The sequence below is a fragment of the Pedobacter sandarakinus genome (assembly GCF_026240095.1).
Classification (GTDB): domain Bacteria; phylum Bacteroidota; class Bacteroidia; order Sphingobacteriales; family Sphingobacteriaceae; genus Pedobacter; species Pedobacter sandarakinus.
In genome coordinates, this window is the sequence record NZ_JAPIVG010000005.1 from 1 (window position 1) to 15,022 (window position 15,022).

A 15,022-nucleotide genomic window follows, 5' to 3' on the forward strand; every position below is an offset into this window, starting at 1 on the left:
GCAAAGTGGAAAGTTCAGAGTTGAAAGTTCAAGGTTGAAAGTTCAAAGTGGAAAATGGAAAGTTCAAAGTTGAAAGTTCAAGGTTCAAAGTAGATGGCTCAAATTATGCAACGTAAAATTGGCGCTTAAGCATACTTACTGAAACTATAAATACATCGGGTAGTCGGTTGGACTTTCGCTACTCCGAACATACTTTTACTGTTCCTGCCATCTAGGCCCGATGGGACGGAAATACTTTTTGTGGCATGCCCAATCCGCCGGCAACACCGCCCGCAAAAAGATTGGAGGTACAGCGGGACCGAACCTAACATACATGGCATTGACCTTGCCCTACAACATATTTAGGAGGTATATTGGCTAACTCTTAATGTGATTGTTAAAAATTGTAAAATCTGCCTTGCCCGAAGCAATAAAACCGTATTATTGTAATATTACGTAGATAGTGTTATGATGATTTCGACCTTTAAAAAGTTATTTCTCCTAAGTTTTCTAATGTTTTGTGGAGGCATTGGCTTTGCTCAAAAAAAGAATGTAGAACTGCCACCGAATTGGTTTAATCTGGATTTGACCGAGAATGGATATTTTGGAATCAGTACGGAGAAAGCCTACCGGGAACTTCTCAAAGATAAACAAGCAAAGGAACAGATTGTAGTTGCCGTTATCGATGGTGGTATAGATATTTCTCATCCTGATTTGAAGCAGGTATTGTGGGTTAACAAGAAGGAGATTGCTGGGAACGGTATTGATGACGATGGAAATGGTTATATTGATGATGTGCATGGATGGAATTTTATTGGTTCTAAGAAAGGTAATTTGCAATACGACAACCTGGAATTGGTTAGATTGTTAAGAATTTATACCCCAAAATATCAGTCTACTACTAACCTAACCCCATTGGATAGTACCCAGAAGGAAGAATACAAACTTTATAAGCGGATGATTGGGGATTTCGGGAAGAAATATGAAGATGCAAGTAATACGTTCTCAGTGCTTTTGGCCATAAATAAATTAATGGATTCGGTAGCCAAAACAAACAAAAAGCAGATTCCTTCTTATGAAGATATTGAGCGTTATAAAACTGATGATGATGTGGAAATGCAGATTAAAACCATCATCAGAAAAGGGAGTAAGGATGATGGGAGTTTTGAGAAGTTTTATAAAAACATTAAGGACGGGTATGCGCAATACGATGCCATGCTTAAATACAACTTAAATCCTAAATACGACATGCGGGCAGAATTGGTTGGCGATAATTACGCTGACAGCAAGGACCGTAACTATGGAAATAATGATGTAAAAGGGCCCGATGCCCAGCATGGTACACATGTTGGAGGTATTATTGGTGCACAAAGAGATAATTCGGTTGGGATAATGGGTGTTGCAAACAATGTTCGTATTATGGCAATTAGGGTTGTGCCCACCGGCGACGAGCGAGATAAGGACGTAGCCAATGGAATACGCTATGCGGTTGATAATGGTGCGAGGGTGATTAATATGAGCTTTGGGAAAGCTTACAAATGGGATAAAAAAATTGTAGATGATGCTGTAAAGTATGCTGAAACTAAGGGCGTTTTATTAGTACATGCTGCTGGTAACGACAATCAAAGTAATGACATAGAGGAGAACTACCCTAATAAATATTACGAAAGCGCGGAGGCTGAAGCTTTCAAGCTGGCACATAAAAAACCTAGTCGCCCGGATTTTACACCACCTAAACCCAATCAAAATGGGATGGGTATGCGTCCCCCGATCAACAATACCTCGTTGAAGCCTGCCCCAATAGACTCTGCCAAGTACAAGCTGCCACATGCAAACAACTGGATAGAAGTAGGTGCAAGTGCCTATGCAGACGATGAAACATTAAAGGCAGATTTTTCTAACTATGGAAAATTTAATGTAGATGTATTTGCTCCAGGCTTTTTGATTAATTCTACTGTTCCAGATGGGAAATATGAAGCCCTGGATGGTACTAGTATGGCTTCGCCAGTGGTTGCTGGTTTAGCGGGATTAATTTTAAGTTACTATCCAAAACTTACACCAGCACAGGTGAGAGAGATTATTATGAAATCTGTTACCCCCGTAAACCATAAGGTGAAGTATAAAAATGAAAGAGGCGAGAATGTGCGGGTGCCGTTTAGTGATATTTGTGTAAGTGGTGGTATTGTAAATGCTTACAATGCCTTAAAATTAGCTGCTACATATTAGTTTTCCGGCTATCTGTAATATTGATGAAATCCTTAAAAGTGCCGAACGGGTAATTCTTTTGTTTAATCCATGCGATAAAGTGATCCATTCGGTCTATCATTTTCGGGCCAGTATTTTTACGTACATACGCTGGAAAACCAAAACGATTTACATCACTTAGATCTGTAAACTCCCATGGATGAAAATAGATATTTAGGTAGCCATCTTTTTTGTAAGTAATATTGGCTAACCACTTATAAATGCCCAAAGGCAAATTATGAAAAGAGAGCCAAAACAATGGAAACCTAACTAGCGGACTTACCGAAGCAGGTATTTGTAGTACTTCATTTTTGTTAAAATAAGTTCTGGAAATGTTAAAGTTGTTATACCTACCCGGAAGATAAGTTGGGTTGATGGATGTATTATAAACATAGCCAGCTTTCTTGACTTCGTTTTCATCAACGGGCATCATTCTGGCCATGCGATAGCCCAGTATCGACGTTCCACTTAATTCTTCGAGCTTAAGTTTAGATTGTAAAAGGTGAGCTGGTTTAAAATCTGAGTGATAGTAGCCATGCGAGGCCAATTCGTGGCCGCTTTTTATAATTCTTTCTATAAGATCAGGTATGTTTTCTGCAAAAGTTACGGTGCAGAAAAAGGTTGCCTTTACCTGATATTCATCAAGCAGATCGAGAATGGAAATGGTGCCAGCTCTGGAGATGGCAATCTGATCTGCAAAGTCTATTTGCTTGCCATATTCAAAAGGCATATCAAATTCTTCAATATCAAAACTTAGCAATACCATTATTTAGGGGAAATATTTGTTGAACGAATAATATAGTTGGGGCGGTTTTTAGATTGCATGAACATTTTGCCAACATAGATGCCGATAATACCAAGAATGATGAGTTGCAAACCACCAAAAAAAACGATCGTCATTATCATAGATGCCCAACCCGAAACCTCTACGTTGTTCACGAATGCAAAGATGACATAAGGCACATATAGCACAGATGCAAAAGATAAAATAAAACCAAGGTAGACTGCAGTGTACAGTGGTTTTATGCTAAATGAAGTTACCCCATGCAGTGCAAGTCTAAACATCTTCTTTAGCGTATACTTACTAGATCCTGAAAAGCGTGGAGCAGGATTATACCTGATGGCGTACTGCCTAAATCCTAGCCACTTAACCAATCCACGTAGAAACGGTTCGTTTTCGTGGAAATTTCGAAAAACGTTAACCACTTTTTGGTCTAATAGGCGGAAATCTGCAGCGCCTGGCTCTAAGTCGATGTCGGAAAGCCAGTTTAAAATTTTATAAAATAAACTAGATGATTTTCTTTTTCCTTTAGATAAAGATTTATCTTCTTCTCTAATGGTGTAAACCACTTCGTTTCCTTCTTCCCATTTCTGGATCATCAATGGTATGAGTTCTGGTGGATGCTGCATGTCCCCATCCATTGAAATGACGCAATCGCCAAAGGCATGGTCCATTCCTGCTTTAACAGCCAGCTGATGACCGAAATTCCTCGAAAATTCCAAAAAGAAAATATTGGTAGCTGTGTTGGCAAGTTCTTTAATTTTTTCCAATGTTTTATCGGCGCTGCCATCATCAACCAAAATAATTTCGAAATTATAATCAATGGTAGCGAAAACTTGTTGAAGACTGTCTATTAATACAAAAATATTGTCGGCCTCGTTATAGGCTGGGATTACAATAGAAACTAATTTATTCATTTCAGATCAATCAGATAGTTTTCAAAATCTTCTCTTAGCATTTGATAGATAATCACCAACCAAATAATAGCGCAAGGTAGGGCTTTGAGCGAATATAGACGAACAAATTCCTTTACGGCCTTTGGAAAAAGATCGGTTGGCGATAGGCTTGTTAAAATAAAGGCAAAAATGAATAGTGAGATTATCCAGGTATCTTGCGGCCTTCTTTGAATTACATACCAAATGGCTACACCAGTAAAAGCAATAATGTAGGTGGGTGACTCTGATCCGCTGCTGAAAATAACGGTAAATAATAGTGTAGAAGCTAAAAGCATTAGTTGGAATGCTCTATTTTTAAATTGCTTAATACGCAAATAAGGTAAAAGAAATATTGCCAGGCCGCCTAACAAAAAAGGTGCGTTTGGAAGTTCTGCATTGCCAGTTACCCTACGGCATATACCCATCACAGATATATCCTGAAACGAAGTTAAAGAAGCATTGTCGGCATTTTTATGCACCAGAGAATTGTACCAGTCTCCATAGGATTGGATTACAAAAGAAGGTGAGGATAGAAGCATTGGAAGGCAGAAAAGAATGGCCAGTAAGGCAATGCCAGCAATAATAAACTTTAATTTCTGCTTGCTAAAAAAGAAAAATGCAAGTCCTACGATACCGTATAGCTTGATCAAAGTGCCGAGTGCAATAAAAAAGGCGGACTTAACTTCTTCTTTTTTGCTGATGTAAGCGAAACTTAGCAAAATGAAGCCTGTTAGCGCGATGTTGAATTGAAAACTAAACAAAGCAGTAAGGGTTTCGTGTGCGCAAATCCATGCCATAAGTATCTTTTTGCGCTCACTTAAAGGCAAGCTGAAAATTCCCCAGAGCAATATCGATACGTTTGCCATATTCCAAAGAATCATCCCAAAGCCATCTGGAAGGATAGCGAATGGAGCAATTACTAGAGAAAAAATGGGTCCGTAGTGGTTGCTGTCCTTATATTCGGGATAAGTAAGATAAAGATTTTGAAGCGATTCGGTATGGTTGAAAACGTACTTAAATATGAGGTAATTGTTGTAAGAATGGTGCAGATACTGCTTCGACCCAGCTATAATGGCCAATAATATATAAACTCCAATTACACACTGTTTGGTTAGCAGCAGCGCTGATACTTTTTCTAGCGTCGATTTTTTAAAAATACTCATAACAAATGGAACCGCAATATAGCTATTTTGAGTTTATCTGGCTCAAAACAGTATTGCTCAAATCACAAAATCCAGCTGCGATTTTCAGCTTGTTAAATTTTTTACTCATTGCTATTCAAACACTTTAAACATGAAGGATAGTTAGCGTATCTCCACCGCCAAAAGTATAATGGTTTGATGAGAAGGGAGTTTAATTGGTGTTTTGATTACGTTGCATGTAAATAAGGTTTAGGATGACTTATTTAGATTATTCCCTTGATAGTATTAGCGAATAAAACTTGACAATCTGAGATAAGAAATATATAAAGGCAGAAAATGTTAATTAACTATTAATGTTGATGAATTTTTTCCCCAAAGTGAGGAAATAAAACATCGAAGGTTTTGCCTTTAGTAGTATGAGCGTCTCAACAAGGGTATTCTGTCTTCGTGGTATATCGTTTGTCATTAGAATAGATTGTGCAAATGTTTATTTCAACATGTTAAATATGAAGTATTCTATGGTTCGAACAAGTAATAAACCAAAACAAGTAGTGATTTTAAAGCCTACTGTTTTCTCGTGTATAGCCGGAAATAGAAATAGACAAGTCCGGATTGGATATCAAAATAAAAATCAAATATGTCAACGGTTTTATTAAATATAAAACACTTACATAAAAAAACGCATACCAATTTGGGTTTATTCGCAGTGTTATTTCGGCTAACAAGAAGGAATGAGTACCAACAAAATCGGCATCATCTCAAGCAAGACTTTACGAGTGCTAGATGTCTGGCTATTTACATCCTGGTAGGGCTATTAAGCCTATCATTAAAAAATTATAAAAAATAATATCAAAGTTTACTATGAATATATTTTCAATGTCTATCCTCAACGTTAAACACACTGCTATCAGAAGTGCTCTTTTGTGTTTATTTATAGTAGGTGCTTTAAGTCAGATAGTGCAAGCCCAACAAGGTTTTGGTACGAATAATCCTGCTGCATCATCTGTGGTAGATATGACCGCTACCGACAAAGGAGTATTGCTTCCGCGTATTGCTTTAACAAGTACCGCTTTGGCAGCCCCAGTGGTTTCTCCAGCAAACGCACTAACCGTTTTTAATACGAATACAGCTGGAGATGTGAAGCCAGGCTACTATTATTGGAATTTGGCACAAGCTAAATGGGTAAGCTTAAATGATGAACAAGCAGACGTACGGATGGTTGGTGGGAACAATCACATCACGCAAGACGCAGGTGTACTAGGTAATGGCACGAGTGCTGGTACAGGTTCTGGGAATATTCTGTTCGGGCAAAATTCAGGAAAGTCGACGAACTTATCTAACCGTGATAATAACATCATGATTGGTCAGTCTGCTGGGGGAAATGCAGACACACAAGAGGCTATACTTATTGGATGGAATGCAGGAAGTAAACTTGGCACTTCAACTTTTGGATTGGATGTAGACCCTGGTGTTTATATAGGCGTATTTGCCGGAGCTGAACAAAGTAGGGTGATTCCTAACTTTGGGAGTAGAAATGTATTTGTGGGATCAAGCGCAGGAAGGAACGGGCAGAATTTCAAAAGTGTAATTATTGGTTCTTCAGCGGGAAGTGATGTAAATGGGCAGAACAATATTTTGCTTGGTAGTGATGTTGGTGGTTCGCTCAATTCAGATAACAACATATTAATTGGTACTGCGCTTACCGCTATTAGCAATACAACAGGCAACCAACTAAATATTGGGGGGTGGATCTATGGCGACAATGGTAAAATTGGAATCGGAACTGGAACCACTGTACCATCCGAACGGTTAGATATTGCAAATGGAGGCATTAAAATAAGGGATTTGAATTTACCAGCTTATACTGCAAATCTGTCAACTGATAAAGTTGTTATGGCTGATCCTGATGGAATATTAAAAGCCATTTCAGCATCAAGTTTGATTGGTGACGTTAGCCCCTGGAATGTTCAAAACACATCTACAAAAGCTACACTAAATAGTCAGAACATTTATCAAAATGGAAAGGTTGCAGTTGGGTTTTCTTCCACAGACGCGGTTTCCGCTAAACAATTAGAAGTAAAGGGCGATATATTAGTAAATAAAGTAGATGCTGGGGTGATGTATCGGTTTGAAACAAATAATGATGACCAGGCCAATATCATTGCAGTTGCAGATGATAATATTGTTCCAACAGTATCGGGCAGCGGAGGCTTTTTAAGTGTAGGCAGATTAGTTTCGAGCTTTAGTAATGCAGTAGATACTAAATTCGGAGTTTTTGAATTATCCCCTGGACGAGCAATGGTTAACTACCAAGATAAGGCTACAGGGTTAGAAGCTTCTCTTTCGGCTAAAGAAGGAGAAGCCTTTCTAGGTACAGGCAAGAATTATATAACAAGTAACGAAGGAACTTTTGTTAATGCTACTCAAACCGATGGTGTTCAATTTATTTTTGGTAAACAATTCAATCCTAGTGGTGTACAAACCTATAAATTTCCTACCAATACAGGAGCGGCAAACCAGGTGTTAACAACCAACGGCACAACAAATGCCCAGTTGATATGGAAAGATTTATCAGCGGCAAGTATCAAATCTAATATCATTAAGATAACCGCTGGTTATACTACTACGGCCGATGATTATACGATTTTAGTTAATGCTACAACAGGGGGAATTACGTTAACCCTGCCAACTGCAAGTTCGAGTTTGGGCCGTATACTGGTTATTCGTAAGACAGATGAGACGAGTAATTTACTAACCTTTAGCGAGGCTATTAAAATTTCTGAGACTACAAGTTTTACAACGCTAAACGTTAATTCTACTATTCGAATTCAAAGTGATGGAATTGCCTGGTATAAAATAGACTAATGATGGAAACAGGTAAGCTAATAAACAATCAATTGCGCAATTGTACCCATAAAGTTATAATGAAAAATAAAATCATAATCGTAACGGCTTTAGTTATGGCTCTTGGCTACACGGCAGGGGCACAAACAACTTCACAGAAAATAGGTGAAAATCCAACTATAAAAGATGCCTCAGCCTTGCTTGAATTAGAAGCGAACAATAAGGGCTTATTAATCCCGAGAGTTAATTTGACAAGTACAACACTTGCAGCCCCGGTTACTTCTCCTGCGAATGCGCTAACAGTCTTTAATACTAATACAGCTGGAGATGTAATGCCAGGCTACTATTATTGGAGTTTAATTGAAGGAAAGTGGATACGTTTGACAGATAATACGTTCTATAATGGACTTGAGTTGAACGGAACTAAGGCCGGTTTAGGAGGTACACTAGATCATGATAGCAAAATATTCCTTAATAACAAGGAACTGAGTTTTATGAGCGGGTCTGAAGGGTTGCCGTTTCCATCCACGAGGTCAACGGTGATCAACAAAAATGGAATTAAATTAAGATATAATGATGGCGGTGGCGCCCTAGACCCTGACATTAGGGATTATTATTTAAGCATAGAGAATACAAGAACGGTACTAAACACGAATACACAACTTGGTACACCATTCGATGGCATCACTACTGGACTTAAAAGTATTTTTACATTAAGGAACTTAAACGAGGAAAAGTATATTGGAGGACAATTTGGAGCTATCACTGGGTCATCTGTAGGGCTGAATCTTGTTCAAATTGGCGTGCTGGCAAAAGCAGACTATAATCTTTCGTTAAGCCAGGCTAACCAGGTTATAGGTGGCTATTTTGAAGCGAATAATACCTCAACCGGTTCGCTTAGTAATTATGCTTTGTATGCAAAGGCTACCGGGAGCAATCCATATGCATTGTATGCAGATGGCGGCGCAGTGTTGATTAAAGATCTAAATAGTGCTGCGACACCAGTAGGAGGTGCTGTTAGACCAGTTAATGTTGATGCGAACGGAAAGTTAGTGATAGGTACTTCGGCAATGCCCGGTTTCTTCTACGCTCCTTCGATGGTAATGCCAACAAGCAATATCGACCTACCTAACCATGTTACCTATGATGCTGGTAATCAAACATTCACGGTTGACCTATATGCAGTTTATGGTGAACAATTTGGCATGTTTGGAGACGTTTCGGGTGCCAGCAGAACAGCTATTAAAAGCACGGGAGCTGGAGCACTGCCAGTTCTACCTGCCACTGCTTTAGGTTATTTTGTAACTTATTTTGATAATACGGTATTTGATCCTTCCAGTATTACATTAAGCCCAAGCGGACTGCTAACCTATAAAATTTTAGCTACAGGTACTGTTGGTGCTAAAACTTATATGAATTTAGTATTTAAAGTATTGTAGCATTAAAATTAATGAAGAATTCACCTCTCTATAAGTTTTTACTGGTTGCGGCAATGCTCTGTTTCACTATTAGTGCAAGTGCGCAAAATACCTACTATTGGTTTGGTGGTGCCGGAAATTGGTCACAAGTTAGTCACTGGTCTTTAACTTCAGGTAACAGCGGTGGAGTTATTGCTCCTGCAGTACCAACTTCCAATGATCATGTGATTTTCGACGATAATTCAGGTTTCGGAACGTCAACAGCAACCAATACTGTCACCATTAGTTTAGAAGCTTTCAGCAAAAACTTTATTGTGGCTACAACGGCTACTGGAAATAGTCCTCGGTTTGCTGGTGCTGCTACATTAAACGTATTTGGGTCTATCAGTTTTTCAAATAATACATCTTGGGTCAAAACCGGCGATGTGTTTCTAAAATCAGTTGGAGCGGCAACTATTACGCCCAACGGTGTAACTACAATTAGTTCTAATTGGATAGTAAGTAGCGGAAGTTATACTCTACTAGGTCCCTGGATCGCGGCAAGCTTCCTTTATGTAAATGCAGGTGCAACATTAAGTACCAATGGACATACACTCAACGTCATTAATTTCGTTCATAATGGTCATGTAAACTTAGGGGCTTCCATTGTAAATTGTTCGGGCTCATGGAACTCTTCAGCAGGGGCAACTGTTAATGCCGGCACTAGTACTATTAATGTTAAAAGTACTTCTTATATCATTTTAAGCTCGATTGGTTTTGCTTCTACGGCTGGACTGACCTGGTATAACGTCAATGTTGAAAGTCCGAGTGCTACAAATTTTAGTGGTGGTTCTGGTTGCACTTTCAACGATGTGAGTTTTTTATTAAAAGGTAAGTTCACCATTATCGGCAACAATAATTTCAGGAATTTGACTTTATCTCCAGGAGCTATTCACGAGTTTACGGGAGGTAGCAATCAGGTTTTGTCGGGAGTGTTAACTTCAACTACACCAGACTGTGAGGGATTGACCGAAATCCGCACCACTACCTTCCCGTCGGCGAGAGCAACATTGACTGTACCTGGGATAACCAATGTTATTAACGCCAGAATCACGAATATGGCGGCAAGCGGAGGTACAATAAATGTGGTTGGCGTAGATAATGGAGGGAATTTGGGTTTCACATTTACATCTCCCATACCTAAAACCCTCTATTGGGTTGGTGGTTCAGGCGGCGATTGGAACAACACAGCAAACTGGTCCAATTTATCTGGTGGTCCTGGAGGCTATTGTATTCCTACTCAGTTCGACAATGTTATTTTCGATAGCAACTCTAATGCATCTGTTCCTGTAAATATCGGCGCTTCGGCTCAAGGTTACTGTCATAATATTACCGTAACCGGATGGGCGGGAGCTGTTTTATCCATTACAGGTGGAGCTTCTTCAAGTTTAAATATTTTCGGCGCAAGTACCTGGAAGAACGGAATGAACTATAGTGTTCCAACAACAAGGTACTTATCCTCAGACCCTTCCGAACCACTTGTTTTTGATGGGGTATTGCAGCGAACTAATACTTATTTCTCTGGCTCTGGAGGGTGGATTTTTCAAGATAATTTCGATACAGGAACAGGGGCCGTAGATTATGGAATGTGGCTAGAAAAAGGAACGTTAAATACCAATAGTAAAAATATATTTTTGCAAGGCGTCTTTCGGTCGGCCGAATCATTTGTTAACGAAAATAGTCCGCGAACACTTATTCTAGGCAGCTCAGAATTTAGTGTGGTGAACTGGATAACTAACATAAATGGCGGAACTACCGCCAATTATTCTCTAGATCCTGGTACCAGCCATATCATTGTACGTGGAGATAGTGGCGGTGGTGGTAATTTCAACACCGTTACAGGGCAAAATTTCTACAATCTAACTTTCAAAAGTATTTCCGCTTCATTTGTCGGTTATGACTTGATTTTTAATAAGGTAGTGGCTGAAAATAATTTAACTATCATTGGTCAAAAAAACTATCAGATATTACAGTTAGCGTCAAGCAAAATTACCCGAATTTCGCATATGCAAACAATAGCTCAGCAACTGGTTGCTGGCAGTTTCGATTGTGCGCCAATGGCAGAAATTATAGATAATGGAAATAATGGTACCATAAGTATGCCACCATCGGCAACACCAGTTGTCATTCATAACGTTAGAATGCAAGGAATTGATGCTATTGGAGGAAATACCTTTAATGCAACAGGGGTTGATTTGGGAGGCAATAACGGTTGGACATTCGCCGGAGTAGCATCCAAAACGCTCTATTGGATCGGCGGATCTGGACAATGGAACGATCCTTTACACTGGAGTACAAATGCTGATGGTTCGCCATCCGGTGGCTGTGTTCCCAACCAATATGATGATGTCATTTTCAACCAATTTTCTGGACCTGGTACGTCAGCAATAGCAATTACGGTAAATACTAATCCAGCCTACTTTAAGAATATGATCTGGACAGCAGGTGCTCCTATTGGCGCCACCATCACCTCCGATCAAAATATCTTCTGCTATGGATCAATGACGATGGGACAAAACATGTCGTGGATTTCTACAAGCAATACGATATATTTTAAATCTTCAGTTGCTGCTCAATCGATTTTATTTAATGGATCATCTTCAAGACTTGGACTCGATTTCGATAATCCAACAGGGGGGTGGATATTTCAAGATTATGTAAAACTCGTAAATCTTGCAGGCATACAATTTCGTTCTGGGAGTTTGAGTTTTAATGGAAATAATGCAGAATTAGGAAGCTTTTTTTCATATGACGTGCCAAGTAGAAACTTAAACATCTCCAATTCCCAAATCAATATTACTACGTCTTTTACATATAAAGGAAGTTTAGGAATACTTAATGCGATTGGAAGTACTATCTCAGTGGGTACTACTTTTACTTCGGAAAGTACCATCCTCCAGTGGCACGATATAATAATGAGGGCAGGGGCAGTAGGTAATTTCGTTGGAGGTGGCGCCAATTATAATCGCGTATGGCTGAGGAAAAGTACTACGGTTAGCGGTAATAACCACATGAAGATTTTAGAGATTGATCAGAACCAGGTTACAACAACACTAACCGCAGGTAGCACACAAACGGTTGATAATATGCTTTACTTAAGTGGTACACCTTGTCAGTTTAATCGAATATATTCATCCATAGTTGGAACTTCAGCAAACCTAAACGTTCTCGCTGGAAATGACAAGTTTGATTTTGTTTATGTTAGGAACATCAACGCAAGTGGTGTCACACTATCATTTGAGCGGAACAGTGTTAATGAAGGCGGCAATAACAATATTTCTTTTTTAACGAGTGGAAGTACCGGATTAATCGGTTTGGGCAATGATTTGGAATGCAATGAGTTTGATGCAGCTATCCCAACAACTTATACCTTAAATGCACAAGGATTTTATGGTGGCCCGAGTACAACCTACAGCTGGACTAAAATTGGTGACCCAGCGCACAGTGGTGTTCTAGGCACAGACAGTACGCTAGATATCAGCACACTTGGTTTTGGTACCTATCGCGTTGATGTAAACTATCAAGGAAGCACAAGTTGTATTGTAAACGACCAGATCACCGTTACCCAACGTACTGTAGTTCCAATTACAGCCAATAATCAATCGGTATGTATAGGTTCACAAGCTACTGTCGCCAAGTTGACTGCATCAGGAAGTAATATTAAGTGGTACGATGTTCCAGCGAATGGGACAGCATTGGCATTAAATACGCTATTGATTAACGGCGCAACTTACTATGCCTCGCAAACAGTAAATGGATGCGAAAGTCGTCGTGTAGCGGTGGTGGTAATCTTAAATTCTTGTTTTGTTCCAGTAAATCCTTCGATGAGGAGTAGAGTGAACGCAACAGTTGCGACAAATTAGAATGTAAGATAAGTTAGCGTCACCATTCTGAAATTTTGCTTTTTTCTTGTGAGCTCAAATTGCATTCATGTGTAACGATTTAAAATTTGCCTACATATTTGGCATGTCAATCGCAAAGAGATCCGATTAACATGCCAATAAAGCGCTTTGCGAAAATTACCTCAGTGAAATTTTTACTTATTGTGTTTTTTAAAATCTTATGGCGCTCAATTTAGCTCCGCTGTCTCAGTATTATCTTGGATTTCTGGGTTTTCTAATAAGATCAGCTTTATACCACAAATAGATAGGGATGTTTGGTCGATCTTTTGGAAGTTATGTTTTCAGGGATGAAGAAGTAGTATCAATTATCCAAATTTGCTATCACTTGTGCTTTCTAATCCTATTAATAATCGGTTGGAATGCCAAGATTTCCCAAAAACCTTCTGCTTTAGCATTAAATTAATTAAATCGAGTAGTTGCTTCTGTTTTCCAGTGGTTGATGAGGAACAGAATAACGCACATTTATGCAAAGTTTTCTAATATTATTCATTAAAAAATTGCACCCTATTTATCTGTTTTTAACCAATTTAATGCAGCAATAATCTTTTTGTCAGCGTTAAGGTTCTCGAAATTATCACCGCCAATGATGATCTGGTCTGGTTGCACATCCTTCCAGTATGCATTCCCATTCCGGTCAGCCTCAATGGCAGTAGACATAAACACACCTAATGAATATGCCAACCAGAAAGAATCGTTTGCAGTAGTGTAACCTCCGGTATTTTCGCCGATGAACATCGTGTTTTTACGTCCTTTAAAGGAAATTGCCACCGCCTCACCAGAGCTGGCCGTAAATCGGCTTAGCAAGACGACAACCTTTAAATTACTGGCGGGAGCGCCGATATTTGCAATTGTGCAGTAGGTATCTTTTCCAGAGTAAGCGCTGTTAGGGGTAACACCCCAGCTCTCATCTTCCTTGCCATCGGCACCAACAAATGCGCCTAAGTTGCCTGGTTTAAATAGGTTGGCTATGCCGCCCAACATGGCAAACATTGCTCCACCCGTATTCAGGCGAAGATCTATCACCAATCCCTTTAATTTACTAGGATCAAGTTTGTTTAAGGCACTTTGTATTTCCTGACCAATCCGATCCTGATCTCCTTTAGCTCTTGGGTTGTTTGCAGGAATAAGCAAATAACCATAACCCTTTGCCAGCATCTGGCTTTTTAAAGTCGGTTCCTGTTTTGTAGCTTCAATTAGATTTTTGTAAGTCGGAGTATCAATGGCCTTGCTAGGCACCCGCCACGAATAATATTTGCCTTGATAGTTCATAAAAGCATGGTGGTCGCCTAGCATTTCAAATAATAATTTTATTGCAGGTATCGCTTCTTTAACGGTTTTAGCGCCTGCTGCCTTTGCACGTACCTGACTTTCTATCTGTGACCAATTCACTTTTTCACGGAAGATAGATTTAGTCTTGGCAAAGCTCAATGTAGTATCAATCAAAAGCTTTACACTATCTGTAGGAGATGCATTAGCTTGCCTATATACAAAAAGCGTAGGGATGATCAACGAAAAGAAAACAGCAAATTTCAATAGGAATTTCATAAGATATAGTTTTCAGTAAATCTGATCTTATTTGTGATAATTGCAATTTATTTTATCCCAAACCCCTGTAAAATTATCCCAACCTTATGGATTATTGCAAATAGTTTTCACGCTTGCCCAATTTATTGGGATGAAAAAATGAAATTGTTCAAATTATAATATATTTCCATACACATTACGTAACTTAATGGCA

Annotated in this window: 8 protein-coding genes; 4 read left to right on the plus strand and 4 right to left on the minus strand. The window is 39.1% G+C overall.

Going from position 1 to position 15,022, the window contains the following annotated elements; all coding sequences use genetic code 11:
• Positions 1 to 450 precede the first annotated feature (450 nt).
• Positions 451 to 2,205: a S8 family peptidase gene (locus OQ268_RS13865; RefSeq protein ID WP_407674010.1), complete on the plus strand. Its 1,755-nt coding sequence runs from the start codon at positions 451 to 453 to the stop codon at positions 2,203 to 2,205.
• Here the strand turns inward: OQ268_RS13865 and OQ268_RS13870 are convergent.
• Genes OQ268_RS13870 through OQ268_RS13880 form a run of 3 tightly spaced genes read right to left on the minus strand, consistent with a single transcriptional unit; the run spans position 2,195 to position 5,102 of the window.
• Positions 2,195 to 2,989 (minus strand): polysaccharide deacetylase family protein, encoded by a 795-nt coding sequence (locus OQ268_RS13870; RefSeq protein WP_265856894.1) that lies wholly within the window; start codon positions 2,987 to 2,989, stop codon positions 2,195 to 2,197. The two genes, OQ268_RS13865 and OQ268_RS13870, sit on opposite strands and share 11 nt — an antisense overlap.
• Positions 2,989 to 3,921, minus strand: coding sequence for a glycosyltransferase family 2 protein (locus OQ268_RS13875; RefSeq protein WP_265856895.1), 933 nt, complete (start codon positions 3,919 to 3,921; stop codon positions 2,989 to 2,991). The genes OQ268_RS13870 and OQ268_RS13875 overlap by 1 nt, the downstream gene beginning before the upstream one ends.
• Complete coding sequence (locus tag OQ268_RS13880; protein ID WP_265856896.1) at positions 3,918 to 5,102, minus strand: glycosyltransferase family 87 protein; 1,185 nt, start codon at positions 5,100 to 5,102, stop codon at positions 3,918 to 3,920. The genes OQ268_RS13875 and OQ268_RS13880 overlap by 4 nt, the downstream gene beginning before the upstream one ends.
• Positions 5,103 to 5,942: 840 nt before the next feature.
• Here OQ268_RS13880 and OQ268_RS13885 point away from each other — a divergent pair.
• Genes OQ268_RS13885 through OQ268_RS13895 form a run of 3 tightly spaced genes read left to right on the plus strand, consistent with a single transcriptional unit; the run spans position 5,943 to position 13,245 of the window.
• Positions 5,943 to 7,946, plus strand: coding sequence for a hypothetical protein (locus OQ268_RS13885; RefSeq protein WP_265856898.1), 2,004 nt, complete (start codon positions 5,943 to 5,945; stop codon positions 7,944 to 7,946).
• A gap of 59 nt (positions 7,947 to 8,005) precedes the next feature.
• A complete protein-coding gene (locus OQ268_RS13890) occupies positions 8,006 to 9,364 on the plus strand; it encodes a hypothetical protein (protein WP_265856899.1) in 1,359 nt (452 codons plus the stop codon).
• A gap of 11 nt (positions 9,365 to 9,375) precedes the next feature.
• Positions 9,376 to 13,245, plus strand: a complete 3,870-nt coding sequence (locus OQ268_RS13895; protein ID WP_265856900.1) for a beta strand repeat-containing protein — start codon at positions 9,376 to 9,378, stop codon at positions 13,243 to 13,245.
• Positions 13,246 to 13,788: 543 nt separating this feature from the next.
• Here OQ268_RS13895 and OQ268_RS13900 read toward each other — a convergent pair.
• Positions 13,789 to 14,829: a S41 family peptidase gene (locus OQ268_RS13900; RefSeq protein ID WP_265856902.1), complete on the minus strand. Its 1,041-nt coding sequence runs from the start codon at positions 14,827 to 14,829 to the stop codon at positions 13,789 to 13,791.
• Between the last annotated feature and the right edge of the window lie 193 nt (positions 14,830 to 15,022).